Annotated in this window: 21 protein-coding genes; 8 read left to right on the top strand and 13 right to left on the bottom strand. The window is 49.9% G+C overall.

Annotation, left to right across the window (positions count from 1 at the left end; all coding sequences use genetic code 11):
- Positions 1 to 27 precede the first annotated feature (27 nt).
- From folE to KDW_RS24340, 4 genes are all read left to right on the top strand, one after another.
- A complete protein-coding gene (gene folE / locus KDW_RS24325; protein WP_233097895.1) occupies positions 28 to 708 on the top strand; it encodes a GTP cyclohydrolase I in 681 nt (226 codons plus the stop codon).
- 290 nt (positions 709 to 998) lie between these two features.
- Positions 999 to 2,087 (top strand): energy-coupling factor transporter transmembrane component T, encoded by a 1,089-nt coding sequence (locus KDW_RS24330; protein ID WP_151758538.1) that lies wholly within the window; start codon positions 999 to 1,001, stop codon positions 2,085 to 2,087.
- A gap of 3 nt (positions 2,088 to 2,090) precedes the next feature.
- Positions 2,091 to 3,917 carry an ABC transporter ATP-binding protein gene (locus tag KDW_RS24335; protein WP_151758539.1) on the top strand — a complete coding sequence of 609 codons (1,827 nt, stop codon included), beginning with the start codon at positions 2,091 to 2,093 and terminating at the stop codon, positions 3,915 to 3,917.
- Between the two features lie 191 nt (positions 3,918 to 4,108).
- Positions 4,109 to 4,486, top strand: a complete 378-nt coding sequence (locus tag KDW_RS24340) for a hypothetical protein (RefSeq protein WP_151758540.1) — start codon at positions 4,109 to 4,111, stop codon at positions 4,484 to 4,486.
- A 60-nt stretch (positions 4,487 to 4,546) separates the two neighbouring features.
- Here KDW_RS24340 and KDW_RS24345 read toward each other — a convergent pair whose 3' ends face one another.
- The 5 genes from KDW_RS24345 to KDW_RS24365 all read right to left on the bottom strand — a co-directional run bounded on the left by KDW_RS24345 (position 4,547) and on the right by KDW_RS24365 (position 8,889).
- Complete coding sequence (locus KDW_RS24345; protein WP_151758541.1) at positions 4,547 to 5,263, bottom strand: TetR/AcrR family transcriptional regulator; 717 nt, start codon at positions 5,261 to 5,263, stop codon at positions 4,547 to 4,549.
- A 133-nt stretch (positions 5,264 to 5,396) separates the two neighbouring features.
- Positions 5,397 to 6,029, bottom strand: coding sequence for an NUDIX hydrolase (locus KDW_RS24350; RefSeq protein WP_151758542.1), 633 nt, complete (start codon positions 6,027 to 6,029; stop codon positions 5,397 to 5,399).
- Between the two features lie 75 nt (positions 6,030 to 6,104).
- Positions 6,105 to 7,127: a zinc-binding alcohol dehydrogenase family protein gene (locus KDW_RS24355; RefSeq protein ID WP_151758543.1), complete on the bottom strand. Its 1,023-nt coding sequence runs from the start codon at positions 7,125 to 7,127 to the stop codon at positions 6,105 to 6,107.
- Positions 7,128 to 7,349: 222 nt separating this feature from the next.
- Positions 7,350 to 7,979: an HNH endonuclease signature motif containing protein gene (locus KDW_RS24360; RefSeq protein WP_233097896.1), complete on the bottom strand. Its 630-nt coding sequence runs from the start codon at positions 7,977 to 7,979 to the stop codon at positions 7,350 to 7,352.
- A 49-nt stretch (positions 7,980 to 8,028) separates the two neighbouring features.
- Positions 8,029 to 8,889, bottom strand: a complete 861-nt coding sequence (locus tag KDW_RS24365; RefSeq protein ID WP_162005576.1) for a YwqG family protein — start codon at positions 8,887 to 8,889, stop codon at positions 8,029 to 8,031.
- Between the two features lie 465 nt (positions 8,890 to 9,354).
- Between KDW_RS24365 and KDW_RS24370 the strand changes: the two genes are divergently transcribed.
- Positions 9,355 to 10,242 carry a polyprenol monophosphomannose synthase gene (locus tag KDW_RS24370; RefSeq protein ID WP_151758545.1) on the top strand — a complete coding sequence of 296 codons (888 nt, stop codon included), beginning with the start codon at positions 9,355 to 9,357 and terminating at the stop codon, positions 10,240 to 10,242.
- 158 nt (positions 10,243 to 10,400) lie between these two features.
- Here KDW_RS24370 and KDW_RS24375 read toward each other — a convergent pair whose 3' ends face one another.
- The 5 genes from KDW_RS24375 to KDW_RS24395 form a co-directional block, all read right to left on the bottom strand.
- Positions 10,401 to 11,105 (bottom strand): hypothetical protein, encoded by a 705-nt coding sequence (locus tag KDW_RS24375; protein ID WP_151758546.1) that lies wholly within the window; start codon positions 11,103 to 11,105, stop codon positions 10,401 to 10,403.
- 82 nt (positions 11,106 to 11,187) lie between these two features.
- Positions 11,188 to 12,753 (bottom strand): amidohydrolase family protein, encoded by a 1,566-nt coding sequence (locus KDW_RS24380; protein ID WP_151758547.1) that lies wholly within the window; start codon positions 12,751 to 12,753, stop codon positions 11,188 to 11,190.
- Positions 12,754 to 12,836: 83 nt separating this feature from the next.
- Complete coding sequence (locus KDW_RS24385) at positions 12,837 to 14,324, bottom strand: serine/threonine protein kinase (protein ID WP_151758548.1); 1,488 nt, start codon at positions 14,322 to 14,324, stop codon at positions 12,837 to 12,839.
- 118 nt (positions 14,325 to 14,442) lie between these two features.
- On the bottom strand, positions 14,443 to 16,617 hold the full coding sequence (locus tag KDW_RS24390) for a hypothetical protein (protein WP_151758549.1): 2,175 nt from the start codon (positions 16,615 to 16,617) through the stop codon (positions 14,443 to 14,445).
- 55 nt (positions 16,618 to 16,672) lie between these two features.
- The gene (locus tag KDW_RS24395; protein WP_162005577.1) at positions 16,673 to 17,284 is read right to left on the bottom strand and encodes a DoxX family membrane protein; all 612 of its coding nucleotides are present in this window, start codon (positions 17,282 to 17,284) and stop codon (positions 16,673 to 16,675) included.
- 30 nt (positions 17,285 to 17,314) lie between these two features.
- Between KDW_RS24395 and KDW_RS24400 the strand changes: the two genes are divergently transcribed.
- Together KDW_RS24400 and KDW_RS24405 are read left to right on the top strand one after the other, a co-directional pair.
- Positions 17,315 to 17,560: a hypothetical protein gene (locus tag KDW_RS24400; RefSeq protein WP_151758551.1), complete on the top strand. Its 246-nt coding sequence runs from the start codon at positions 17,315 to 17,317 to the stop codon at positions 17,558 to 17,560.
- Positions 17,561 to 18,085: 525 nt separating this feature from the next.
- On the top strand, positions 18,086 to 21,940 hold the full coding sequence (locus KDW_RS24405) for a protein kinase domain-containing protein (RefSeq protein WP_151758552.1): 3,855 nt from the start codon (positions 18,086 to 18,088) through the stop codon (positions 21,938 to 21,940).
- Between the two features lie 11 nt (positions 21,941 to 21,951).
- Here the strand turns inward: KDW_RS24405 and KDW_RS24410 are convergent, their stop codons facing one another.
- A complete protein-coding gene (locus KDW_RS24410; protein WP_162005578.1) occupies positions 21,952 to 23,136 on the bottom strand; it encodes a sensor histidine kinase in 1,185 nt (394 codons plus the stop codon).
- Positions 23,137 to 23,449: 313 nt separating this feature from the next.
- Positions 23,450 to 24,169: a 3-keto-5-aminohexanoate cleavage protein gene (locus KDW_RS24415; RefSeq protein WP_151758554.1), complete on the bottom strand. Its 720-nt coding sequence runs from the start codon at positions 24,167 to 24,169 to the stop codon at positions 23,450 to 23,452.
- Positions 24,170 to 24,621: 452 nt separating this feature from the next.
- Here KDW_RS24415 and KDW_RS24420 point away from each other — a divergent pair, with 452 nt between their 5' ends.
- Entirely contained in the window at positions 24,622 to 25,533 is a 912-nt protein-coding gene (locus KDW_RS24420) for a helix-turn-helix domain-containing protein (RefSeq protein ID WP_151758555.1), read from the top strand.
- 27 nt (positions 25,534 to 25,560) lie between these two features.
- Here KDW_RS24420 and KDW_RS24425 read toward each other — a convergent pair whose 3' ends face one another.
- Entirely contained in the window at positions 25,561 to 26,541 is a 981-nt protein-coding gene (locus KDW_RS24425) for a GNAT family N-acetyltransferase (RefSeq protein ID WP_151758556.1), read from the bottom strand.
- Positions 26,542 to 26,575: the final 34 nt, after the last annotated feature.

Consider the following 26,575-nt stretch of genomic DNA (forward strand, 5'->3'; position numbering starts at 1 on the left):
AATGCACTGAAATGAGGATAAATAAATATGGTATTGCACTTAGATCGGGATCACTCTATGAACAATGGCCACGCTCAGAATAATGGGCACCGGAAAGACGTCCCCCTTTTAGAACAAGAGCAAGAGCAGGCTGTTGTTGTTGAGGGTCAGCCAGCTATTCCGCAGGTTGATTATCCTCGCTTGCTGGAATTAGGGCGCGAGCTACTTGTCGCTCTGGGAGAAAATCCCGATCGCGAAGGATTAGACGGTACACCTCGCCGCTGGGCCGATTGGTGGCGCGAGTTTATCGAATATGATCCAGGGAAGACAGAGACAACATTTAGCTCTGACGCGACTGACCAGATTGTATGTGTCTCAGGTATGCGGGTCTTTTCACTGTGTGAGCATCACCTGCTACCCATGTGGTGTGATGTCGCCATTGGCTATATCCCCACCGACAAAGTCCTGGGACTCTCAAAGTTCGCGCGTATCGCCCACCAATTTGCGCATCAACTGCAGATTCAAGAGCGGTTGGGACAGCAAATTGCTGATGAGGTCAGTCGGATTACTGGGACCAATCATGTCGCCGTCATTGTCAAAGGCGAACACCTTTGTATGTCAGCACGTGGTATTCGCACACCAGGTGTCATGACGACATCCGTCATGCGTGGTACTTTCCGCAATGATCGTGACCTGCGCAAGGAATTCATGCAAATGATTCAACCATAAGCGTGGTGAAAATAAAGCAAGTGGTTTGCGTTGATATAGCGTGAACCACTTTTTTATTGCCAGCCCTTGCGCCGCTAGGTCGTAGCGACCAGCGCTGCCGGTACGGTAGGTCGCAGAGGGACTTCTGTCCGAAAACATGAGGAAACGTTGTTTGTTTTTATATACTGCTAACTGCAATCAGGTAAACCCCTGCCTGGATAAGCTCGTTGCTGGTGATACGTTCATGTTCCAGGTATAGCGTATAATTTGTATGTATCAAGTCGTTTCATCGCGTGTGGAGGCCAGATAGATTGTTTCATCAAAAGTCGCTGTATGCCATATCTGAGGAGGCTCCATATCTGCAACCGCCTCCAGGACGTCGTTATGTACGTTCGTTTCTATTTTCGCGCCGGGTAGATGCGCCAGTCGCTCGCGTGCACCTGTTGCTGCGTATCCTGCTGGTATTGTGCTTATCGGCGGCCCAGTTGCGGGCCATGAATATGACACCCCCTGATCTGGTGGGCGCACTGGTGTTGTGGATCCCCAGCATCGCCATATTTTTTCTGAGTGGCATGCATGGCAAGGTAGTACGTATCTACTTACTGCTAATCCTGCCGACCATGGTGAGCCTGTTCTTATCCTGGACAGTGCTGAATCCTATTGCCGGAAAAATGGTTTTTGTACAGCAGCCGATCTATCCCGGTTTTCTGACCCTGAGTCTGGCTGTCTGGCAATTGATCTGGCTGGCGGTTGTGATTGGATATTATAGATGGAAGCGCGGCATCGTGAACGGTATGGTTCTGGCCACGATCGTCTCCATCATCCTCTCCTATCTCCTGCCGCTACCATCCTGGACCTTTGCCCATATTCCGCTGTTTCATCCACTGACCATCTATATCAGTGATCAAGGGCTGATCATGGCTATCACCAAGGTTGTCAGCTATTCAGGCATGATGCTTTTAACCGTGGCCCTGGTGGTAACCAGTCGTGATATTGAGCTGATGGGAGCCATGCGCCAGTTGCGTATCCCTAATCCGATTATTTTCTTTTTAAGCACAGTCTTTCGAGCTTTAAATCTGGCTTTAACCGATTTTGAGACCATCCGTCAGGCGCAAATTGCGCGCGCGGTCGATGCCCGGCCACGTAGCTTTATCAGGCGTCTACGCGACCTTGCCAGTATCGCGGTCCCCATGGTGGCGATGATGATTCGCCGCTCAAGCGAAATTGGCGATGCCTTGTTGGCACGCGGCTATAACTTACGGCACAAGGACGTAGATTTCTATGAGAAGAGTCCTTTCAGACTGCTCGATGGCTGCGTGCTGGTGATCTGTCTCGTCTTGTTGTATATGGCTGTTGGTCCGTATCCTGGTCTGACGGCGCTATTTCAGAGATGGTGGTAAACGATGGTGGCACAAGATTTTAGCGAAAAGCCGTTTTCCAGTCTACAGATAGAGCCTGATGCAGTGAATCCAGCCGTTCCGAGCGCCATCAAGACTACCAGTCTATGGTGGCGCTATCCAACCTTTAGTGAGAAGGCCGGTGCCTGGACCTTACGCGCAATTGACCTGGATATCAAGCAGGGTGAGTGCTTTGGTATTACTGGTCCCAGTGGAGCAGGAAAAACCACGCTCTGCCGGGCCTTGATGGGTATTATTCCGCATACGACGCGCTTAACTAAAGAGCAGCAGCCACATCATTATCGAGGCCAGGTTGACATCCTTGGAGAGCCTGTTACCCCTGAGACAGCGACTTCGCACAAAATAGGTATGGTGTTACAGGATCCAGAGAATCAATTCTTACGTATGAGCCTTCTGCACGAACTGGCGCTGGGATTGCAGATTCAGGGTGTCTCCCAGGAAGAGATTCTGCAGCGTATCTATATCGCGCTGCAATGGGTGGGACTACAAAAGCTCTGGCATGGTGCGCTGTATCTGCATCCTTCCGATCTTTCGGGTGGACAGAAGCAGCGTATCGCTATTGCGGCCTTTTTAGCGCTGCGGCCAGAAGTGCTTATTCTTGACGAACCGACCAGTGATCTGGATCCAGTGGGGAAGCGCGAGGTTATCGAGACCATTGCGCGCCTGCGCCAGGATTATCAGATGACCGTGGTCCTGGTTGAGCAGGATTCCGATATCCTGGCTACCTTCTGTGATCGCATTGCTCTCCTCCATGAGGGACGCATCCAATTGCAGGCTCCTCCAGCTGAATTTTATGCTCAGCAGGACATCCTGGAGCGCTGTGGGGCCTCCGTTGGCGAACTGGCTCGTATCTCCTGGCTAACCAACCATACCTACCAGGGGCGGCCACCGCTCAACCTTGCGGAAGCTGAAGCCGCCTTTGAGCCAGTCATTAAGCAGCGTCAGCTCGTATCCATACTTCCTATAGCTACTCCCACGACCCAGGCAGAGGCAGTCGTGCAGGCGAAAGATGTGATCTATAACTATGGGGATGGCTCGCTGGCCCTTAAGGGTGTCAATCTGACGCTGTATCGGGGTGAGATGCTGGCGCTGCTGGGACCAAACGGAAGCGGCAAAACCACGCTGGCCAAAATCATTGCCGGTATCTATCGAGCCACGGGGGGCCAGTTACATGTCTTTGGACAGGATGCCGCCAGACGTAAAGTGCGGTCCCGCCTGCCAGGCTCGGTCGGCTATGTCTTTCAAAATCCAGATCACCAACTCTTTTGCCGCAAAGTCAGCGATGAGATTGAGTATGGTTTAAAGAATCTCGGCATCGATGCCCGGAAGCGGCGTATTATTGTTGAGGAAACCCTGGAAGCAGTGGGCCTGACAAGCTATGCCGATGAAGACCCCCTCTTCCTGAGCAAAGGCCAGCGCCAACGCCTGGCCGTAGCAGCCGTCCTGGCCATGGGACCTGAGATACTGGTGGTAGACGAACCAACCACGGGACAGGATCATCGCTCAATCCTGGGGATTATGAGTTTGCTGTGCGAGTTGCAACGGCAGGGCAAAACTATCCTGGTGATTACCCACGATATGACCCTGGTTGCTGAATACTGCCAGCGCGTTGTTGCCTTCCGTGACGGCGAACTCAGCTTCACCGGAACGCCAGCGGAACTGTTCAACAGCGTCGAGATCCTCCAGCGCACAGGACTCCGCCCACCAGCCGCCGCCGCTCTGGCCACCCGCCTGCGCGCCCGGCAGCCAGAACTACCATCCCTGTTGACCGCACAACAATGGAAAGAAGCACTCTATCCATTCCATGCGTAACGGCAGCTCTTGCGCCCAATACCTTTCGGTTAAGCCTTTTTATGGCTGCGAAAGACGTTATGGAGAAAAGCAGCGAATCATACGTGGAGAGGGCGTCACACGCGGAGCCCGGCATGCGGCGTGATGGTGGAGCGAGGTGCTCAACGAACATCGCATGCCTGTGGCGCCTACACCGAGACGGATCCTGTTTCGTGATCCTTTGCGCACCGGTACGAGGATCCACGCGCTCTCCCACCACGTTGCTGCGCGAGCAGGCGACGGCACACACGATCCCTGTAGGCGCCACAGCACTGCGCGTCGTGCTTGCACGCTGGCCTGCGCAAACGCAGCAGTGCGGCCTCCGCGTGTGGCGCCCTCTCCACGTACACATGGCTTGCTGGTCACGTCGAACCATCTCTCCAGGACTCATCACCGATACCAATCCCACGATTGTGGCTGGTGCAGCCATTCAAGCTGTATGGTCAGCTGTAGATTACACGCCAGCGGCTGAAGAACAGGCTTTGGTAGAACAGCTTATATTCCAAAGTTGGACGTACCCACCCGATACCATTCCTGATTTTGGTATGTAGATGTTGTGATTGATTAAAAGATCTGGTCTGCAGGCAAGCTTTGTATTTTGCTTACTTTGGTTACAGCACCTGTTCCTCTTGCTGTTCAGTGGGTGACACCAGCCATGGCGAGATTTCTTCGTGCCAGGGACGCTGCAGGCAATGCTCCGGTGCTCCCAGCAAGCGTTCTATCGCATCCGTAGTAGCAGACGTGATGCGTTCGAGTTGTGGCAGGTCATCAGGTGTGTGTTCTTCTGTCAGGAGTAGCTCAACTGTGGCATAGCCTATGTCTTCAAAGAGGGAAAGGATCATTCTGGCCGTCTGCTCAGGATAGGGTGTATGAAAGACGTCTTCTTGAATGCCCTGGCGGATTATCTCCTCCAACTCTGGCGTGAGTCGCTGAACTTTGGAGGCATAGAGCTTGTGCCGAAAGATGGCATTATCATCAGCATACCAGATGCGCATATACGCGAACACCAACCGCTTGTGGGAGAGTTTCCATTGGTCAAGTGCGCTGAAGAAGCGTTGCAGTTTGTCGAGGGCGTTGAGTGTGGGGTCCTGAACGATGGGGAGCAAGCGCTGATCTATCTGTTTTCCCAGGCGTTCGACAAGCGCCATCAGTAATGCTGGTTTGGAGTCGAAGTAGTGATAAAACGCTCCGGAAGAAATCCGTAGCTCGCTCAGTAGATCAGCAATCGCCATCTGCTCATAGCCTTTGGTAATAATGGCTTGCTGGGCTACATCCAGAATAGCATTACGCCTGGCAGTGTGGGCTGCTTCATTGACGATACGTGCCATAGTCTCCTTCTTTATGTTGATAAACAGAGTATCATATTGATAAACAGAGTATCGGTTTATCAATATACTAGTATAACATCATGCAACTACAAGCGTCAATGTAACAAACATACTGTCCATCATGTCATGCTAACTACAATTTTGTGCGCAATAGTTGTTCTGCATGATGCAGTATAGCCTGATAATACTCGGGATTGTGCGGACAGAAATCTGTAATTTTATAGCTAGAATGTGTTACTTGTTGTATATTATCCTGATCGCTGAGATAGTTATGGCCTGGAATGGTGTGGACTTTTTGCTGGAGTAATTGTGCAAAATCTTCTACTGTAATTTGTACGATAGCTGCAACTTCATCGCGCTGTAAGATCAATGCTGTAATCGGTTGCGTCAGCTTATAGAGATAGACATGGCAGAACTCGCGATCCAGAAATGATCCCAGCAGTATTGGATCCTGGATGATGCCTGCTGGAAAGAGGTCAGTAAACGTGAGTGTAAGCCCTAGCTCTTCCTGTATTTCTCGTACGCCATCACGTGGCGTCTCATAGGACAGCAAGTGTCCGGCGGCCGTGATATCGAGCAAAGCAGGAAAATCTTTCTTTTGGGCTGCGCGTTGTTGAAAGAGCAGATAATGTTTGCCATCCACTTCCTGTACAAACCAGCAATGAAATGTTTCATGCCAGGATCCCTGTGCATGTACCTCAGCCCTGCTCTGGACGCCAATGCGTTCCATCTGCTCCGTAAAGATCGCCAGCTGTTCTGTTTCCATAAATGCTCTTGATATCCTTTCAATAGCAAGTCACGAACCCCATCGCGTAGGTTCGTGGCTTGCCCACGATTGCCGTTACACGTTGAAGTTTTCCAGCACTATTTTGCCGATGGTTTTGCCGGATTCTAGTCTGGCATGTGCGGTACGCAGGTTGGCGGCGTTGATGGGTGAGAGTGTTTCAGTCAGGGTGGTTTTGATTGTTTGCTGCTCGATCAGTTCGGCCAGGGCGTCCAGGATCTTATGCTGTTCGATCATGTCGCTGGTCTGGTACATGGAGCGCGTAAACATAAATTCCCAGACAAAGGTGGCGCTTTTAGATTGGAGCGCACTCAGATTAAGCGGGCCATGGGTTTCCACGATCGAGCAGATCTTGCCCTGAGGGGCAATGATCTCGACCATCTGGTCCCAGTGCTTATCGGTGGCATTGAGACAAAAGATGTAATCGACGTTGTCTATACCCAGCGCTTTTAGCTGTTCCGCAAAGCCTTTGTGGTGATCGATCGTTTGTCTGGCACCGTGATCTCTGGCCCAGCTAATCGTCTCAGGCCGGGAGGCGGTACCAATCACGTTCAGGCCTGCCATTGCGGCTAGCTGGGTTGCGATCGAGCCTACGCCGCCGGCGGCACCGATAATTAAAATACTTTTGTTATTATTGTTGATGGGCGTGTGGTCGATTTCCAGGCGATCAAACAAGGCTTCCCAGGCTGTAAGCGCGGTTAATGGTAGAGCTGCTGCCTCGGCGAAATTCAAGCATTTAGGTTTATGTCCGACTATATATTCATCGACCAGATGAAACTGGCTGTTGGCGCCCGGGCGCGTCATGCTACCAGCGTAATACACTTCATCGCCAGCTTTAAATAAGTGGCAATCAGGACCAACCTGCTCTACTACGCCCGCTACATCCCAGCCCAGGATTTTTGGTGTTTTTTCTTGCTGTGGTTTGGGGGCACGTACTTTGGTATCGACTGGATTCACCGAGATGGCTTTCACTCTGACCAGCAGGTCTCGACCTGTGGGAGTAGGTGTATCGACTTCTATATCGATCAGGCTTTCAGGATCCTGAATGGGCAAATAGCGCTGTAATCCGATAGCTTTCATTGTATAACCCTCCTGTTAACAACAATGGTCTGTTCGTGACTGTACCTTCTTTGTAGGCACGTTTGATGGCGCCATCGCGTCTCAATAGCGTTCGAGCTTAAGAACTTAAGAACATAAGAGCTTAAGACATTTGTTGCGTTTACCCCATGAGCAATATAAATCACCCTCTCTATGGGTTAGATAGAGAGGGTGATTTATATTGCTGGCTATGATGCCGTCTGATTATTCAGATGCGCCATCATATTGGCTGGATTTTGGCATCTTGTTATAGACATCTAACCAGTTGTTTGCGATCTCGGTCTGGGCGGTTTTTAATGAGATCTTGCCATTACAAACCTGTGCATGTAAGTAATTCTCAACTTTATCTTTTTCGTGGAAACCAGGTTTGGGACTGGCAAGTTCAGGCCAGAGATTTGAGATATCATTGGAGCCACCCAGTTCCAGGCTTATCAGGTGGTCAACTTCATACTGGCCGGCTGTATGATGGGAGATACCATATGAGGCATAAACCTGGTTTTTTTCACTGACAGGCACATTGCGTACAGATTTCGAGTAGCCCTGCACACAGATTTTTGCTGCGGTCGCACTGGCAATAATTGCGCCTGGTGTGCACTCTTTATCCTGTATGCCTCCGCTGGCTCTACATCCGCTGGTTTTGGTTTGTTTACCCCAGTTAGCCTCGCCCGTTGACGTGTTCGATGAGCCTGACGAAGAGTTGTTGCCTGATTGGCTTCCACCATACGACTGATTGCCATTTGGATTGGTGCCAACACTGATTGAACTGCCGCTACAACCACTGAGTATCAGGGCCAACAGGCAGACCAGCCAGAGCCATTTAATTCCATGCTTCATAAGAATGCGACCTCCTTGTGATGAATCCGTTAAAAATTTTCCAATGAATTTATGCTGATTGAGATACCAGCCAGATATGATCAAATTTTTGCGCTTTTAAATCTGCCAGCTTGATCCAATAGTAGAGCATACCAGAACCGGGCCAGTTCATGCCAGTTCTTTCATCGCTATCGACTTGCAATAGCAGGTGCCAGTCGTTGGCGTCTTTGGATAGTGCTTTGACCTTTGGATCCTCGATATCGGTTACCCCATTGGTCATCATCTGGCACTGCAGCCGCATATCATCCTGCAGGGTGTCCGGGTGACCAAACATGAGATGACGGGGTTGTGTTTTATCTTTCGCATCGTTGAATTGCCCATAGACAGTATCATAATGCTCCTGGTCAGTATCGCTCCATTTTAGCTGCGTGACCTCCAGTTGAGGCTGCTGGGCCATGGTTAAATCTGATTTGAGCTTAACTGTACAGGCTTTGAAACGTGCTTCTTTTGGCAATTTATCTGGTACCGTTGCACGTTCGAGATGTTGTGTATCTGCGCTATAGAATACCTGCCAGCCACCAGCATTTTTGGGATCGTCACCATACGTCTCTTGTTTGGCATCATAAAAGAACCAGAGCATCCCCTGTTGTGGCAGCCAGTGATTGGCATCAGCAGCAGTGACATCTGAGAGCCGAATCTGTGCTACAAATGATTGTGGAAGACCGTTCCACTCCGGCCACTTCTGCCCCGGTGGTAGATCGGGCACGCCCCCAATTTTAGAAATTCCCAGTTCCAGCTTTGCTTCCGCACCTGCATCGGTCACTGGTGTAGCCTCAAGCTGAATAGCAGGTTGCAGCAATACATCAGTATATTGCGTCAAGCGTTCCAGGCCTTCTTTTTGCAAGGCACTTTTTGTAGCCGAAAGATCCATTTTATTCATCCTCCATCACAGACCATTCAATCGTGTGAGCCATGCTAGTACTCTGTCAAAGTTGATGCGAAAGGCAGAACCTTTTCGATGTCGTCTGACAGAGTACTAGTCGCGCTTGAGCGGCGTTCACGATTGTTTTCTTATCAGTATTTTATAAAAAATTATCCTGGCCGCTGCATGAGCAGAGTTGTTTGTGTCATTAATCGGTAGGATAGTGCTATATATAGCTTACTGCTACCGTAGAAAACATACTCTTATAGTACGTTGGACGCGAGTGTTTTGTGCCAGCTTTTCAGGGCATACGTCATTCTCGGGACTTTTCCCCGCGGGACCGGGATAGCAGTTTTTAGGGAAAATTTTGTGCGAGCAGTAAACTTTGTTGTGAAGCTGAATATCTTTGTTTAGCGTTGTGTTGAACAGAGTCTTATTGTTAAAGGTAACGGCAGCAAAAGGAAAATACAATACATGAAGACGCTGATTATCATTCCCACATATAATGAGGCCGAAAATCTGCCCTCACTTTTGCATGGTATTTTCTCGTATCTTCCACATACCGACGTACTGATTGTGGATGATAATTCTCCTGATGGCACAGGTCAGCTTGTCGAAGACATGCGTAAACAGAATCAGCAGATTCATATTTTGCATCGACCAGGCAAACTGGGTTTAGGGACGGCCTATATTACTGGTTTTAAGTATGCTTTGCTCCATAATTATGCGGCTATATTTGAGATGGATGCAGATTTCTCCCATGATCCACAGTATCTGCCCGCGTTTATTGCCGCTATTGAGGAGGCCGATCTGGTCATTGGTTCCCGTTATATTCCCGGTGGCAACACGCCCAACTGGTCATTGTTGCGCCGACTGATCAGCGGCAGTGGTAATATCTTTGCTCGTGAGGTGCTACATATCCCAGTCAGAGATTGTACCGGAGGTTTTCGCTGTTATCGACGCCAGACCCTGGAGGCGCTGGATCTGGACGCTATAAAATCCCGCGGCTATGCCTTCCAGATTGAGATGACATATCGTGTCCTGCGCCAGGGCCTCAAAGTCGTGGAGACCCCGATTATTTTTGTGGATCGGCGCCTTGGACAATCCAAAATGTCCCGTAAGATTATGCTGGAAGCCTTTACATATGTCATCAAAACACGGATAGCCAGCCTGCTGATGCGCCGCAACCGCGCCCGCATCGCCTATCACCATAAAATCTTACCACTGGGGCCATTGCCACAGCGCATAGAAGCTTCCATACCCGCGAACCAGCCAGCCAGCATCAATAAGCAAAAAACAGAAACCAGAGCAAACAGCAGAAGCACTCCTTTTCATATTCCCAATCGCCCGACACGGTCCTGACGCTCTTTTGTATCGGCCGCGCGAAAGATGACATGTAGATTCGTGGCTTGACCACGATTGGCCCTGATTATGATAATGTTCCCAAAAAAACCACCCCGCCAGACATGCATCGTGTCTGGCGGGGTGGTTTTTTTGGGAACTGGCCACGAGGGCTGCCGTTATCGGAGGGCGTCGCGAATGGTGAGTCCGAAGCGCTCGACAATGGGGCCTAGCTTGGCAAGCAGGACAGAGCCAATCACCAGTGTGACAATGATGTTAACGGAGGACCAGCTGATCCAGCCTACAAAAAACTGATTGGCGGGCTCCTGGCCCATTACCAGCAGGATAAAGTTGCCGTAGAGGCCACCAAGGATATTGGTTGGAATAACGGCGCAGAGCAAGAAAAAGATAAAACCGCGCAAGGTGAAGACGTCTTTACCGATCGGGTTGACTCCGAAGCGATAGGCCAGGAAGCGGTATAACAGCATTGGAATACAGAGCTGAATAAAGTCAGCGGCACCAAACGGAATGGCGACGAGTGGTGGGGTGCCTGACATGAGACCTGCTCCGATAAAATTACCGATGTAAGCAATTACAAAAGCCCAGCCGCCGAACCAGATGGCGAAAGGAATACCGAAACCGATGGCGACAAAGAATGAGCTTACGCCCAGCACAGGACCTGGCAATGAGAGCGAGAGCCAGGATAAGACGGTGTAGACGGCCGTAGCTACAGCGACTGCCACTAGCTGCGAGAGATTGGGCCAGCCGGTGAAGCGGAACGAATAACGGACCGTGGTTGATTCGCTACCAGCAACTTGTGGTGGCTCATCGGGATAATCATGAGCAATGTTGACGCGTTCTGGCTGTTTCAGTGAATCTTCCATTATGGAAAAGTCCTTTCTTTTTCATGGTGCAAAAATAATGCTCTGACCATAACAATAAATAGAGTGGTTCAATAATAAAGAACTACAATCCTTGATTTTTCTGTAGAATCAAGTGACGTAATTTATCAAGTTGGGCGAGAACTGCGTCGGTACTGGCCAGTAACTTGCTTGCGTTAGCTACTGGTTTGAGGGCAAACCGACATTGTTCTCTGATTTCTTGTCGCAGAGCCTGTTCGTCTACATTATGTAGCTTCCCATGTTCTACCACAACTTCTCCATTTACGATTACACTATCAATAGCGGTACCGCGTTCGCAATAGATCAAATGGAGATATGGATCGCGCAATGGTAGAAAGGCATCCGCTTCCAGATCTATTAGCAGGAGATCCGCTAACTGATTTTCTTCAATGCGACCAAGCTCTGCTGACAGTCCCAGGGCTGCGGCTCCGCCTTGCGTGGCTGCCTGCAAAATCTGGGTCGGTTGTGGCCATTGGTGATAATCTAGCTCTGGCAGATTATGCATCAGGCCTGTTTGTTTCAGCACGTCGAACATGTTCTGGCGATCATTGCTCGCCGAACCATCACTCCCCAGCGCCATCATCACGCCCTGATCGAGCGCATCCGCTAAAGGAAAACGGCCGCTGCCCAGACGTAGATTACTGATTGGATTATGCACGACCGTCGTACCAGTGTCTGCCAGGATGCGCAGGTCGCCGGGTTCCAGCCAGATCGTATGTGCCAGCGAGGTACCAGGACGGAGTAGCCCCATCTGCTTTAGATAGCGGATCCCGCCCTGTCCAAGCTTGTCCCGAATGACTGCCGCCTGTAACTCTGTCTCAACCGCATGCAGGTGCATACCGGTATGATAGCATTCAGAAATTTCCAGGCAGGTCTCTAACAGCTCTGGACTACACCAGTGGATGCCGCTTGGACCAACCAGACAGCGCAGGCGTCCATTGGATGTGTTATCCCAGGTTGAGATAAATTGTTCCATGGCCGTTACCTGGCGGCCAATCGGTGCCCATTCTTTAAAGCGATCAGTAAAGGGATGGCTTGGAAATGTCATGCCATATTGACTGCCTGCTTCAAGCACGAGATCCTGATCCTCAATCGATGGTGCCACGGCCGCGCGAATGCCAGCATCCTGATAAGCGTGCATCGTTGCATCCAGATATTCAGTTGAAACTCCAGCATTGGTCCAGAGGTGATCCAGCACAGCCGTTGTCCCGGTTTTTAACATTTCTAAAGCACCTAGCAACGTGCTAAGATACACTAAATTTGGCGACCATTCAAGTGTGTCTGCAAACAACGGCACCAACCATAATTCCAATGGCACCGACAGCGAGGTCGCCTTCATGAGATTTTCCAGCGAATGTGTATGCGCATTGATCAGACCAGGTACCACCAATCGATTCTTACCTGTAATGACTCTTTGCACCCGCTGTGGATTAAATGACAGGGTGCCAGTTGGACCAACTGCGGCGATTCTTTGACCCGCGATCAGGATATCCTGGTCATGCAATAATTTTCCTGGTTCATCGGGTGCCAGTAAACTACAGCCACGAATCAGTAAATACTGCAGGTTTACTCGAGGATTCTCTACCGCAGTTCCAGGTGTATATGATGGTAAGCGTGGAAGTGTTTGCATACAAAAACTCCTCTATATCTCGACCACGTACAATAGGCAGTGGCATGGTCAATGCTGGTCGTCAAAAAGTGTGATCGTCAGTGTCAGCGCACACTGGAATGTAGCTGATCAGCGCGGTCATAGCAATCCATGGCTTCACGATGTCGCCCCATGGCATCCATGGCGGTGCCGCGGTTGATCCAGATTTGTGGATCACTGGGATCGATGTGCATGGCCTGTTCATAAGCCATCAGCGCTTCTTTGTAGCGCTCAAGCGCGAAATAAGTATCACCCAGCGCCAGCCAGATATGCGCCTTTTCTGGATGCACTTCAATGGCGCGATGATATGCTTTCAGCGCTTCCTCATAGTCCCGTAAGGTAAATAGCTTATCGCCGCGCTTCTCCCAATCCTCGGCCGTTAAGGGCGTGGCTGGTGTAAGTGGCGTCGCAGGTAAAGCCGGTGTCAGTGGACCAGATATCAAGGCCGGTACTGGTGTTACTGGCGTATTGTAGCTATGTGAGCCACTGGATCCTCTGGATGCCTGGGACTGTACACGTGGCAATGAGCCCGATGATGCCCGACCTGGTTCGGTATTCAGCGTTGGTCGTTTAAATTGCTGTCCCGCCCTGGATGCGCTTGGGCGACCAAGCAACGTCACCAGATCCTGTACCAGCAGATCCAGCGAAGGATAGCGCCGCTCTGCTTTTTGATGCATGCCACGATTGAGGACCGGCAGTAATGGTTCACATTCATGGCGCTGCAAGATCTGTGGGAACAACTGATGGCACAACACTGCGAACATATATTGATCGCTGGCTGGATTGGTTGCGTTCCAATAGGCCTGTACATTACCCTGTTGTGCGGCCTGTGCCGCTCGATATAATTCCGGTGCCAGATACGGAGCTGGTGGTGGCTGCAAGCGTGCCAGGCCAAAATCAGCGATCCAGGCCCGCTCATGGCTAGAGAATAAGATATTGCCAGGTACCAGGGCACCATGGCTGAGTCCACGCGCATGAGCCGCCGCCAGGCCTGTTCCCAGTTGTTGTAAGATGCGTGTCAGTACCATTCCAGGCGAGCTGCCCTGCTCATAGAGTGAGCGCAGGTTGTCATTAGTCTGTAGATAGGTGACAAAATGTTGGATCGTGCCAGGAATATACTGACAGAGCGTTAATAGATAGGCCTGGGAACCTGTATCCAGGCGCTCGAAAAACGCGCCACTACCGCCGGTTGGCTGTTCAGGTGACCAGGTGCTACAGCTAAAAACGGAGAGGATTGAGTCGTGGCGTAACGTGGTTGCTACACGCACTTCACGCCGGGCCGCCTGCCATAGCTCAGGATTCGCTGTATGGGCTGCAAATAACTTGATCGCTACAGGTTGACCGGAGCGTTGATGATGGGCCAGATAGGCATGACCGCTTCTTCCAATACCCAGAAGTGTTTGGACCTGATAGATCCCCACAGTGGTATAAGCTGCCAGCGCGCCACATACGCGGCAAATGACCTCCTCCGGCTGCAGCGCGTGTGAAGGATGGCCAAGACAAAATGGAGCCATTTGTTTGCCCTGTGGCTCGTATTGTGTGTTGTAATCCATCTCATTCTGCCTCTCTTCTGAGATATTGGAAGCCTGCTTAAAAACACATTTTTGATCAGGTGGGATATTCTCAGTTGCTAAAGCCTCCAGGAATATCCCTCAACATACGTACTTTTAACTATTCATCTGAATGCATTTGCTCTAAATGGTGTGATTGTTGCAGCTGCCGACTAAATGTATTTTGATTGTTCGGTTGCAAGGCACGTGCCAGACCTGCATCAGGTGAGAGCACCGAGCGCACTGGATGGGCCGCATCAGTCCTGGGTTGTCGAACTGGTGATTTCTGCTGAATATCATCGGTCTTTCTCGGCTGCTCCTCACGTTGTGCATTGTGGGAGACCTGTCCAATGATATTATTTTGCTGTTCGGATAGGAGATCGACCTCACGAATAACGCGATCCAGAACCATACGCTCGAAACTGGCATTTGTCTGACCCTGAAAGAGATTGGAATGTTTGATCTCATTCAACGCTTCATGGATGCGGCTCGTCAGCGTGCTGATGGATGCCAGTGCGCTTGAGATACGGCGCCACTGACCTTCCTGGCGGCGCTGGATATGTGCCAGTCCCAGATAGACCGAGCGCATTTCAGCTGCACCCTGTGGCATCTGCTGATTAGGAGCCCATGGCGGCAATCCCTGTCCCAGTCGATCTACACCTTCTTGTAACACCCGGCACTCATGTGCCAGCTGATCATATCTGGCACCGCGCTGAGAGAGAGCACTGATACGATCCAACATCAGATTCAAGCTCATGGCGATTGGTAGCAATGGACCACTTACCGTTGGGGCGCGAGCGACCATATCGCCGCGAGCCACCCGTGCATGGACCTCACGCAGCGCGGCAATCCCTTCTTCCATGATCTGTTTATCCTGAGCTGAGCGGGTGGCTTCATCCGCCTCACGCCGGCTCACCTGTAACTCACGGCGCGAGATAACCAGTTCGCCGCGCATCTGCATCGTCAGGCGGTTATTTTCTAGCAACGTCATCGCCTGGCGGGCAATAACGATCAGGATCAAGGCCAGGGCTACCAGATCTGCCAGCAGCAGGACTGAGCCACCGCGACGTGCCACGTCCGTTAAAAGGATGGCGCAGGTCCCCAGGACCAGGATGAAGGGAGCAATTGTCTGTGCCGTCATACTAAACTGTGTCAGGCGATTCGGCATCAAATGGGAGCTACCCGTCAGGCGTACATTTTTCAGGCGCTCATCTTGCTCCTGCTCACGAGCCACACTGCGTGGATACTCGACCGCCGCCAGACCAATCAGCGAGAGACTTAATGGCCAGAGCACATCTTGCAGGGTGCCAGTATTGAAACTGCCCGAGAGATTATAGAAGGCCAGCAGACTATCGGTGACCGCCAGAAAGAAAAGTCCCATGCACAGGAGAATAAAGACAGGTTGCTGGGCGCGATTCGCCAGCGGACTGAACATTAAGAAGGCACCGATGGCGACCAGAAACAGGTCTCCAGTTGGAAAGTAGATCGAGAGAATTGAGACGCCGGCGCTCGGCGACTGGGCCAGGCCAGCGATCAACGGACTCAACAGGTAGAACCAGGAGAGCGCTAATGCTGTACCGATAACCGCCAGTGCATCTAACAGGAGCCGGGCCCGGCCGACAGAGGCTTTATTGCGGCGCGTCAGGAAAAGTGTACCCAGCAGAAAGAAAGGATACGAAGCTACAAAACCGATATCATAGAGACCAGGAAACGGTACATCGGCACTATTCATGCGTATATCGTAGCTGGTCCAGATCGCCTGGCCGCTGGCATAGAGTGCGATGGCACAGGCCAGACATGCCCAGGCCAGAAACGCTCGCCGCGCTGCCTGTGCCTCATTATGGATATTGGCCAGCTCATTGGCTGTGCGACGCTCAGCCTTTTGTTGAATCAGCTGATGGCGTACCTGGTTAGAAACCTTATATAAACGCAGCGCGATACGTGCACAGAAAAAGAAACCAATACCCTCACCAAGAAACTGGAAGATATCAGAGGCGCTCTTCAAAGAAAAACTCTTGCCAGGTACCTGTCCAAATAGCACCATAATTACCAGGAAAAGCGAGAAGGCAGCCGAAAATCCCAGTACAATCCAGGGTCCATTCTTCTCGGACCAGAAGTCTCGCGCCAGAGCCTCACCATGGAAGAATGACATATCCTGAGCTTTATTCGGTCCAGCGCCGGGGAATTGTTCCTGATGAAAGGCAGGTCCAGCATTTTGCATCATCGGATTGGGCGTTTGCGAACCCGCCGATCCACCCAGGTAGCCCGAAAATTGAGATGCTTCATTGTAAGCCATAAATGATCCTCTCAGACTACGCATACACTATCCGTTGCAGCCAGTGCTGCTCCGGTCATCGACCTGGCCGGAGCCAGCGATCCAGGCTAAGATACTGACCCGCGTTGCTTAGCAGCAGGCCAACAAACACCAGTAGAAACACCACCATTACTCCTACATCAAATGAGCCCTGGCCAAAGAAACCGTTCAGCAGACCGGTTCCCATACCGCCCAGTAGTGTCAGGAAAATGCCGCCACCACATGTGAGCCTGGTCATAGCTCCGCAGATAAGACCGACGCCCAGGCAGATTTCGAGCAACATCACGATCGCTACAAACGCATGAGCATTCAACTGCGCGATGTGTAGCCAGCTGTCAAACCAGATACTTGTAACCGGCGTCTGGCTACTGGCAGCATGGGTTAGTAGTGAAAGATAAGCACTTTCAAAGTTGGTATGCCACTTCAGCCAGGCATCTCCAACACAAAAGCAGCCCATCAGAACCCGCAACAGAACAATAATCCGCCAGCGCCATGCTACCAGCTCCACATTTGCGACTGGGCGAGAAACGGTCCGTGCCAAGGTAGAATGTGAAGTTGAGCCAGGCCTGGCAGCATCTGTTTTTACCAGAAATGGTTTTTCCGCTATCCTACGATCCTGTTGCAACTCTAAAATTGATTTGTTTTTCACAAATACTCCCTCCAGGCACGCCGCTCTTGCATGCATAAGAGGTTAAAACTTCAACTACAATTGCCATCTACCCTGACAGAAGAGATCGATCCAGGTAAAGAGCCAGATGCCGCTTCCCGCTCAGTCTGGCTCTACTTGCTTTTCCGTGTGGTTGCAGGAAAAGTGTCTTCTCATCCAGGTGATATCACTACAGGTACAAAATCTATGTTGAGTATAGAGTCTCAAGCTTTCGATCATCTCCCAAATTTCTCCGGCCTCATCTTTATGCTGCCTTAATACAGGCCGGGTGAGCTCATAAAAGAGCGCAAAAATATCAGGCCGCAACACCGCAGAATGAGATCTTGCGTGCACGTATTGTGCTATGCGCGGCAAAAAAGCTGAGGATAGGGCCACAGTAGTGGCAGACCATCAACCTGAAAGGCGAAAATGAGGATATTTATAGCTGCGGATAAATAAAATTCAGGAGCTACGTATAAGAAAAGACAAATGTCTTGTACCTGATAAATAGTGTCCGGCAGAAAAAAAACTTTGTCTTATACCAGTCTTACGCGCTTCACTTTATCACTAAGAACAGTAAAGATGTCTTATTCCATCATGGAATGATAGCGATGATAGGTAGGGGAGCTGATTAAGAATCTGGTTACTGCTAAATGAGTGTATAAGAGTTAAAATATGAAGTGATCTTACCCATTATATGAAATTTATCTTTTGTTGTTGACAAATTCACAGAGCGAAACTACTATACATAACAGGTATTATTGTGACTGAAATTTCATATGTAGATTCTCGCAGGAGCACCTGATGGTTGATCACGTTGGTGAATGTATTGGTAGTTATCAATTAATAAGGCTGCTGGGACAAGGAAGTTTCGGTAACGTTTATCTGGGTCAACACGTTTATCTTGATCGGCAGGCTGCTATTAAGATGCAGTTGCCATTCTCTCTCTCTCAAGATCATCAGATCTTTTTAACTGAGGCTCGCACCATTGCGAAGCTCGATCATCCACATATTATCCACTTACTCGATTTTGGTGTAGAGTCACACCAGGGTATTCCGTTTCTGGTAATGGAATATGCTCCTTACGGTAATTTACGCCAGAAGTATCCTTCAGGTAGTTATCTCTCTTTGCATGAAGTTGTCGACTGCGTGAAACAGATTGCCGCTGCTCTGCAATATGCACATGACAAAGGTGTGATTCATCGAGATGTCAAACCAGAAAACGTTTTGATTGGGCAACAAGAAAAAATCCAACTGAGCGATTTTGGTATCGCGGTTGTTTTACGCAGTTCATTTGAGGAGAGCGAGCAGACAATCGGGGGAACCATTACCTATATGGCTCCTGAACAATTGCAAGGTAAGCCGGTTGCGGCCAGCGATCAATATGCCCTGGCTATACTTACCTACGAGTTGCTGGTCGGAACTCCTCCTTTTACCGGTACAAATTTTGAGGTTGGCAGTCAGCATCTTTTTGCTCCTGTTCCTCTACTGCATGAGAAGAATGGACAGCTTTCCCAGGGTGTGAACGATGTAATACAAACGGCCCTGGCAAAAGATCCTGCTCAACGTTTCTCTTCTGTTGAAGCTTTTGCGCAGGCTTTAGAACAGGCCGCGTCCACTTCAGTCGAAGTATTTTATGAGAGTCAGGCTCAAAGTGATGTGGTACAAAAGCCAGCCTCAACCTTCTCCAACCTTTTATTGCCTCCTCCGGCTTCAGTAAAACGTTTGACCAATTGGATTGAACTACAGGTACAGCGTAATTTTTCCGGTACACACAAGCTCTATTGTCAATATTTAAGTTATCAACATCGTGATCTGGATGTAAAAGGCCTTGGCACTCAGAATGTCTATACACTGGCCTTAGATCAAGTTTTTGTTGAACTGCGTATCGTTCCTACGCCTCTGCATGCTCTCTCTACTAATCCATTGCAAATAGATAACGAGCTCCAGAGTGGAAAAATGGGAATCTGGGATTTCCTGGCCGCTTCGGCTTTGAGTCAGCAGCATTTTGTGTTGATTGGTGTACCTGGAAGTGGCAAAACGACGCTGCTGAAATATATTGTGCTGGCGCTTGTGGGTGAGCGTAAAGGTAATCAGCAGGTGGCGCTTCCTCCGCTCTTACCACTCCTTCTTTTCCTGCGGGATCATGTTGAGCGCATCAAACTGCAACCTGCGCAGTATTCACTGGAAGATGCAGCTGCTGATCATCATAAAAAATACTGGAAACAGCAGATGCCAGATGGCTGGCTTCACCAGCGGCTCCAGCATGGTCAATGTCTGATTCTCCTCGACGGTCTGGATGAAGTTGCAGATCCAGCTGCCCGTACACTGGTAGTGGATTGGGTACAACAACAGATGCTGGTCTATGGCCAAAACAGGTTCATTATTACTTCACGTCCTTTTGGGTATAAAAGCAATCCACTTACCAGCGTCACGGTGCTGGAAGTGAACGCTTTTACGCAGGAGCAGATTGAACAGTTTATTCAGCACTGGTATCAGGCGAATGAGATTATGAGTGCGCAACGCGATGATCCTGGTGTGCGTATGAAGGCTCGCAGCGGGGCGGATGATCTTTTGGGCCGGCTTTATGATGTGCCAACACTATTCGCGCTGGCAGTCAATCCATTATTACTGACCATGGTCGCGACGGTGCATCGCTATCGCGATACCTTGCCTGGTAAGCGTGTGATGCTTTATTACGAGATTTGTGAGGTTTTCCTGGGAAAAAGGCAAGAAGCCAAAGGTATGAAGCTGGATTTTACCGTTGCGCAGAAGCGTCAGGTGCTGCAGTCACTGGCATTTGCCATGATGTGTCAGGGCCTGCGTGATATTCATTTGCAGCAGGCCAGCCAGATTATTGCTGCCCCGCTGGCCCAGATTAGCTTGAAGATGCAGCCGGCGGCCTTTTTACGTATGATTGAGGATAGTAGTGGTTTATTGCTGGAACGCGAGCAGGATGTCTATAGCTTCGCCCATTTAACCTTTCAGGAATACCTGGCTTCAGCATATGTGAAAGATGAAGGATTGGATCATGTCCTGATTGAACAGAGGCATAGCAGTTGGTGGCATGAGACTATTCGCTTATACTGTGCTCAAGCAGACGCAACTTCGCTACTCACGGCCTTTTTAAGCGAACAACCTGTTTCGATCAGTGTCTTAACGTTAGCGCTTGAATGCCAGCAAGAGGCACTCAAAGTGCAGCCATCTGTAAGGGAACAGCTAGATGTGTTGCTTGATCGTGGCATTGAAGATGGCGATCCTGAACAGAGCCGTTTAGTTGGCAGTGTGTTGCTGACACGGCGCTTGCTCCAGATGGTCCACCTGCATGGTGAAACCTACATTGATACATCCTTTGTGATGTGTGGTGAATACCAACTCTTTCTAGATGAGCAGGAAGCTTCTGGCCATAATTTTCATCCTGACCACTGGCAAGTGCGCCGCTTTCTGCGAGGACAGGGCCATGTTCCCCTTTTAGGTTTGCGCTCCTCGGATGCTCTGGCCTTTTGTGACTGGCTCAATGAACGTGAACACAATTCCTGGTCTTACCGTTTACCGACGCTGTATGAAAGCCAGATGATTGTGTCTAATAGCATGCTTACCTCTCAATTAGCTGTGCATACCGGCTACTGGACTGCCAGTAAACAGGTCCTTGCTCCAAGTACTCCTGCTATGCTTAGCGCCGAAGAGAAAAGGCTGCTCATGGTAGGTATTTTTGACCAGGATTATGCACGTGTACAAACACTGAATCAAGATCTGGTCCAATATTTGAACGTGGCGCTGGAGAGTGCTCGCACTCTTGCGAGCGATTATCAGTTGGAGGCAGCGCAACGTATCCTGGATACAATTATCTATGTTCTTGAGCATGATTTTCCTCTTAAACTGTTGATTGATGCTGCGCGTACCTTTCACCTGCTTCGTGCAGATAGCGAACAACTCACGGATTCCTTGTTGCGTGTATTCACCAGAGCCTCATCTCTGGCTAATGTCAGGGATAATGGACGCGCCCATGAACGCGTACGCATGGCTCAACGTGCCTGGGAACTGTCAATAGCACTCAAGCATGCTATTCTAGCCACCTATATTCTGGCATCAGCCAGTAGTCTTAGCCTTGAACAAATACGGCCTCTTGATCTGGATGATTTTTTTGCCCTTGCCTGTACACGTAACAGTGTCTGTAACCTGGACCTTGGATCTGCCTTTGCCACGACACTTTCCTTTACGAATCAGTATGCAGGAGATTTTGTGCGCAAAAATGCCCATGAAAAAGACCGTGTCCACGAACTTGTCAACGAGCTCAAAAATGCACTGGAATATATCTTAGATCGTGCCCACTTGTTTCCTGAAACTGGTGATAATGCCATGCTACAGCAGAATGATCGCATCCTGTTCCGCTGGTATATTCGCATCATTATTCAAGCCCTGACTATCTGTGTCTACAATTGGTGGTCTCGTTCAACCACGTCGTCAACATCCTTAGAAAAAGCGCGTACGTTTATGCAGGCAGAGAAGAGCAGTAGTCAAGATAGTCTGGGAGAGGAGGCTCTTCACAATTATCTGGATTTGTATGTTACTTTTGCACTGTTAGAAAAACGCATTCAGGACCATGCAGAAGCTACTGAAGGGCTTATTCTAGTGAAAGAGCGGCATAAGATTATATGATACCAGGAATACTACTTTGCGGGGAGGAGATTGAGGCAAAAGCGGCTACCTTCTCCCGGGCGGCCTGAACTCTCGATCCAGATGCGGCCTTTCATTGCTTCAACCAGTTGCTTACAGATGTAGAGTCCCAGTCCGGTTCCGCGTGTGGAGCCGCCCAGATCTCGTTTAAGACGCACAAATCTCTCAAAGATCATCGGCTGTTCAGCGACGGGAATACCAGGACCGGCATCCTGTATATGTAGATATACCATTGCAGAAGGATCGACTTGTGTGGCCTCGATGTGGACCTCAGTCTGTCCGGGCACATATTTAAAGATATTAGAAAAGAGATTACGTAGTACCTGACGTAGAAACTGAGGATCCGCCCAGACCATGATCTGCTCGGAAATCTGTAGACAGATCGTATAGTTGGTCAGATCTTGTTGCGATAGATGGGCAAGTACTTGCTGTAGCAGGTGTTTGAGATTGATGGCTTCCGAATGTGCGCCGGGAACATCCCCAACGATCTCTGTCGCATCTAGCACATGATCAACCAGCGCCACCAGGTCTGCCTGGCTCTCAAGGGCCTTTTGCAAAAAATGTGCTCGCTTCATTGCGTCTAACTGTTCGCCAAACTCATAGAGTAGTTCCAGGGAACCTCCTAATACGGTCAGCGGGGTACGCAACTCGTGACTTACATTCAGCAGGAATTGATCTTTTAACGCATTTATCTTACGCTGCTGTTCATAGGCGAGCGTGATCTGTTGTTCCTTCAATAAGATGCGCAGCCGTTCTTGCTCTGCCGCAAGTGCCTGCTGACGAGCCACCTGTACCTGATCAACGGCTGCGCGCAGCCAACAAATGATTATACCCAGTCCCAACGAGGTGACAAAACCAACGATGCCTCCTTCTACGAATGCTTGATCTGGCAACATTCCACGCAAGAGGAAGATGTACATCAATTGGAATGCAATGCCATTGAGGAAAAGACTGATCAGCAGGCCTCGATAGCGAAAAAGCCAGCAAGAGGTGACAATAGGCAAAAACATGCTGGCCCCATTATGGGTTGGAGGAAACAAGAGCCAGATGCCGACAATTCCTAGTCCATAGGAGAACGCAATGAGGAGTAGTTGAGAACCTCGTGAGAGATTAAGCCAGTTTAGTGGCACTGTGCTTAGTCGATATCGCAGGAGGTGGCAGCGCTCAAGATATTTCATTGGCGCTTTCCCCCCATCGCATGTTCCCTTCATCGCATGTCCATTGCCATCTGTCCCGAGCAAAGCGCAATAGCGCAGAGGGGACATAGATTTGCGTCTGCAGTATCTGCGTGAGTTTTGTAGGCATCGATGGTGGTTTTACCATGCAAAATAATGTCCTTGTGCGAAAAGAGCCAATAGTATCATTGCCTGGCATATTTACTGCTCAGTATACCTGTGCATGTTGTAATTGTCAAAAAACCATCTGATTGGATCAGGTGGTTTTCAGCAGGAATTGAAAATAGAGCGCATGCTGTCGGCCTGGCCGAATGTGCTAAGAGACGAATTGCTTCATGACAGCAGAGACAAGTTCGGCATTACCCTGAGTCTGATTTCCATCTGGCAGGGTCAGGGTATCTTCAAGGCCGATACGTGTATCATAGCTATGGGCAAGCGCCAGCTTGAGCACGGTCCAGGTTGTACTATCGACACCATGGAGCAATCTTGGTGTGAGTATATTCGCTTGATTGAGCGCATGGATTATCTCTGCTGTATTGTTGAGAGCGGCTTCCGTGTCTGTCTCTTGCGGCTCGATCAAAATGCGCAGGCACTGTTCACGCAGGCCAAGTTTCTGCAGCAGTTGCACCTCTGCCGTGCTTGAGAGACCTGCTTCTATTCCAATACCCAGTTCACGTAGCGTGTGACAGAGATCATCTGCCCCTGCTTCAGAAAAGTTGACTGAAGCAAAATCGGGCAAGACTTTCCACTCGCGTACTTTACGCAGCCGCTGCGCGACATCTGGCTCGATCCAGATACCCGTACTCACACCGATTGCAATACCAGGACAGCGAGTACGAATGGCCGTCAGCGCCGCCGTTATATCCTGCGCGTTGAGTGATTGTTTGCCATCCGCCTGGCGAGGATGAATATGGAGTGCCTGCGCTCCCGCTGCCACAACGCGTTCAGCATCGCTGGCTAACTCCTCAGGCGTCAAAGGAAGTGCTGGATGTTCTCCAGGTTCGCGGCTTCCATTAAGACAAGCTTGAATGAGCAAATAACACCTCCTTTTTTTTTCATACTGTATGCAGAAGCTCATTATATTGATTAGTTTACAACTGAACTATGCTATGGCATTTTCTTCACCCAAAAGCATACCCGATTTTTATGAAATCCGCAACAAAGGAGCCAGACTGGCAGGGTTTTTCAGCACGCAAGGGCCTTTGAAGCGAGGTGACAGAGAGAATATGCTTGATGTGCTAATGGGTCAGTATAAGCATGCTATAATGGACATACATGTATAAATGTATAGGACTGTAAGAAGCATGATAGCTGTCTATAATCGGCGTAAATCTCTAGAGAAGATTCTGCAAGAACATCCCCAGGCAGCCATTTTTGATATGACTTCTCGTAGCTGGATCGCTTGAGCGATGAATAGCTATCAACATTCAGTCTACTGATTACTGTTTTGAGTGATGAATAAAGCTACAGCATAAATGAAAGGCATCTATGGATATATCTCTGGCCGTACAAAAGAGTATTGTTGCACACATTCAACAGTTCTTGCAGATCAGAAGGCGTAGATGGACAGGTATGCAGGCTTTTCTTGCTGAAAGCCAGCTGTCGCGTCCAGAGCTTTTCCTGTTACGTGCCCTGGATGGCGAAACTGTCAGCGAACAAAGTTTGACGGTGCCACAGATGCGCGCAGACCTCTTTAATCCTTACGCGACAGAGTGGTCGATTCTGGATTATCTTCCACATCTGGTTGAGCTCGATTATCTTCAACAGCAGGATAATGGATATATTGTTACAGAGGCAGGGCGTACGCTGATTAATCGCATGGAGCTTGCGGCTCGTGCTTATCTGGGGTCGCTTGAGGTGCCAGCTTCAATAGCTTTATCTGAATTAGCGGAGGCGTTGGTTGAGCGCGTGCATCGTTCCTGGCAGGCGGCAGAGCCGGTCATCAAAGCGCATCAAGCCCGCACCCAACGGCGCTTACCTGTTCAGGATGCTCCGGCACTGGTGCAAATTGATTGGGCAATTTTAGGCTTGTGGGAAGCTCGTGACGACGCCCATATGGCTGCATGGCGCGCCCGAGGATTCTCCGGACCCGTCTTTGATCTTCTGAGTCGCATCTGGGCGCATGAAGCGCACACGCTCTCCAGTCTGGTTTCCCTTCTGACCGACTCCCAGACGCCCGCTGATATCCAGCAAGGCCTGCAAGAACTTACCGGATTGGGATTAATTACTACTGCCGCAGATCAACTTGAACTTACCCCGCAAGGACAGCAGTTACGAGACGATATTGAGCGAGAGACTGACCGCATCTTCTTTGCTTCCTGGGATCAAGTAGATAACAATAAAGCGAACTGGCTCGTCGGGCAGCTAAGCCAGCTATGTGCTTATTTTAGAGAAAGATAGCAGTAAAATAATGCTTCAATACATTATTTACTGCTGAGGCGTTGCTATATCCTGTTCCCAGACTTCTAGCGTACGGATGGCTTCAAAGCCGATAGAACGATAGAGAGTGACAGGTGCAACGGCACCACCATCCACACCGAGTGTGACGGAGCTGGCTCCTTGCTTGCTGAGATAGTTTAATGCTACGGTCAGCAGCATGCGTCCCAGTCCTTTGCCACGTTGGGAGGGATCAACGGTGAGATTGGAAATCCAGGGATCGGACTCATCGCTTGAGCGGTCAAATAGCACATGAACGGTACCCAGCATCCGTGTGTCATCTGTTTGATCAACGGCCACAAAGAAACTGTCATAATTATCTTTTAGATCATCGAGGAGCGCTTCCATCGTGATCGGATGAAAATTCCATGTATTGGCCCAGGCGCGGTTCAATGTCTCCAGGAGCTGTGGCTCCTCGCCTGTCCGTAAGGAGCGAACGTGAATGCCTTCGATCTCACTGAATGGGAGCGGTGTGGCTGAGATGGGGCGCGACATCATATGTCCTGTGCGCAATAAAGAGAAATTTTGCTGTTGTATGGTGGATTTTACCCAATCTGCGGTCGCAGAAGTCGCGAGGATGAGCCGTGCTTTGTGCTGTGTTTGCGCCACGGACCGTACCTGCTTCACCAGTAATAGAGCCAGTGAGGTTTGGCGGAATGCAGGCAGGAGGGCAAGTCGGGCCTCGGCTTTGTCATCATCTGGCGTATAACGAATGGCTGCAACCCCAACAGGTGTTCCATCCTTCACCAGCAGCCAGCTAGCAGTGGCCCAGTCATGGAGCGACCACCAGCCATTGCGTGGCCGAAAGGCTACATCATCAGCATCCTGAGATGCTGACCAGATACTCTCAAGCGTGGTGACAGCGCTCTCATCTGAGACATGCATCATCTGTGTGCCATCCTGTTCCGATGTGTGGGTGAAAATTTGCGCAGCCTGTGCTCTATCCTCATTGTCTTTTGTAGTGCTATCCATTCTTTATGTATTACTCCTTATTGTATTGATGCTT

The organism is Dictyobacter vulcani (assembly GCF_008974265.1).
Lineage (GTDB): Bacteria > Chloroflexota > Ktedonobacteria > Ktedonobacterales > Ktedonobacteraceae > Dictyobacter > Dictyobacter vulcani.

Excerpts from the sequence above, each read along its gene's own strand:
- KDW_RS24425 (WP_151758556.1), bottom strand. The coding sequence starts at position 26,541 with ATGGATAGCACTACAAAAGACAATGAGGATAGAGCACAGGCTGCGCAA.
- KDW_RS24400 (WP_151758551.1), top strand. The coding sequence starts at position 17,315 with ATGCATAAGAGGTTAAAACTTCAACTACAATTGCCATCTACCCTGACA.
- KDW_RS24345 (WP_151758541.1), bottom strand. The coding sequence starts at position 5,263 with ATGGCACGTATCGTCAATGAAGCAGCCCACACTGCCAGGCGTAATGCT.
- KDW_RS24385 (WP_151758548.1), bottom strand. The coding sequence starts at position 14,324 with ATGGATTACAACACACAATACGAGCCACAGGGCAAACAAATGGCTCCA.
- KDW_RS24405 (WP_151758552.1), top strand. The coding sequence starts at position 18,086 with ATGGTTGATCACGTTGGTGAATGTATTGGTAGTTATCAATTAATAAGG.
- KDW_RS24420 (WP_151758555.1), top strand. The coding sequence starts at position 24,622 with ATGGATATATCTCTGGCCGTACAAAAGAGTATTGTTGCACACATTCAA.
- KDW_RS24370 (WP_151758545.1), top strand. The coding sequence starts at position 9,355 with ATGAAGACGCTGATTATCATTCCCACATATAATGAGGCCGAAAATCTG.
- folE (WP_233097895.1), top strand. The coding sequence starts at position 28 with ATGGTATTGCACTTAGATCGGGATCACTCTATGAACAATGGCCACGCT.
- KDW_RS24365 (WP_162005576.1), bottom strand. The coding sequence starts at position 8,889 with ATGGATCTTTCGGCTACAAAAAGTGCCTTGCAAAAAGAAGGCCTGGAA.
- KDW_RS24375 (WP_151758546.1), bottom strand. The coding sequence starts at position 11,105 with ATGGAAGATTCACTGAAACAGCCAGAACGCGTCAACATTGCTCATGAT.
- KDW_RS24380 (WP_151758547.1), bottom strand. The coding sequence starts at position 12,753 with ATGCAAACACTTCCACGCTTACCATCATATACACCTGGAACTGCGGTA.
- KDW_RS24390 (WP_151758549.1), bottom strand. The coding sequence starts at position 16,617 with ATGGCTTACAATGAAGCATCTCAATTTTCGGGCTACCTGGGTGGATCG.
- KDW_RS24355 (WP_151758543.1), bottom strand. The coding sequence starts at position 7,127 with ATGAAAGCTATCGGATTACAGCGCTATTTGCCCATTCAGGATCCTGAA.
- KDW_RS24335 (WP_151758539.1), top strand. The coding sequence starts at position 2,091 with ATGGTGGCACAAGATTTTAGCGAAAAGCCGTTTTCCAGTCTACAGATA.
- KDW_RS24410 (WP_162005578.1), bottom strand. The coding sequence starts at position 23,136 with ATGAAATATCTTGAGCGCTGCCACCTCCTGCGATATCGACTAAGCACA.
- KDW_RS24360 (WP_233097896.1), bottom strand. The coding sequence starts at position 7,979 with ATGAAGCATGGAATTAAATGGCTCTGGCTGGTCTGCCTGTTGGCCCTG.
- KDW_RS24350 (WP_151758542.1), bottom strand. The coding sequence starts at position 6,029 with ATGGAAACAGAACAGCTGGCGATCTTTACGGAGCAGATGGAACGCATT.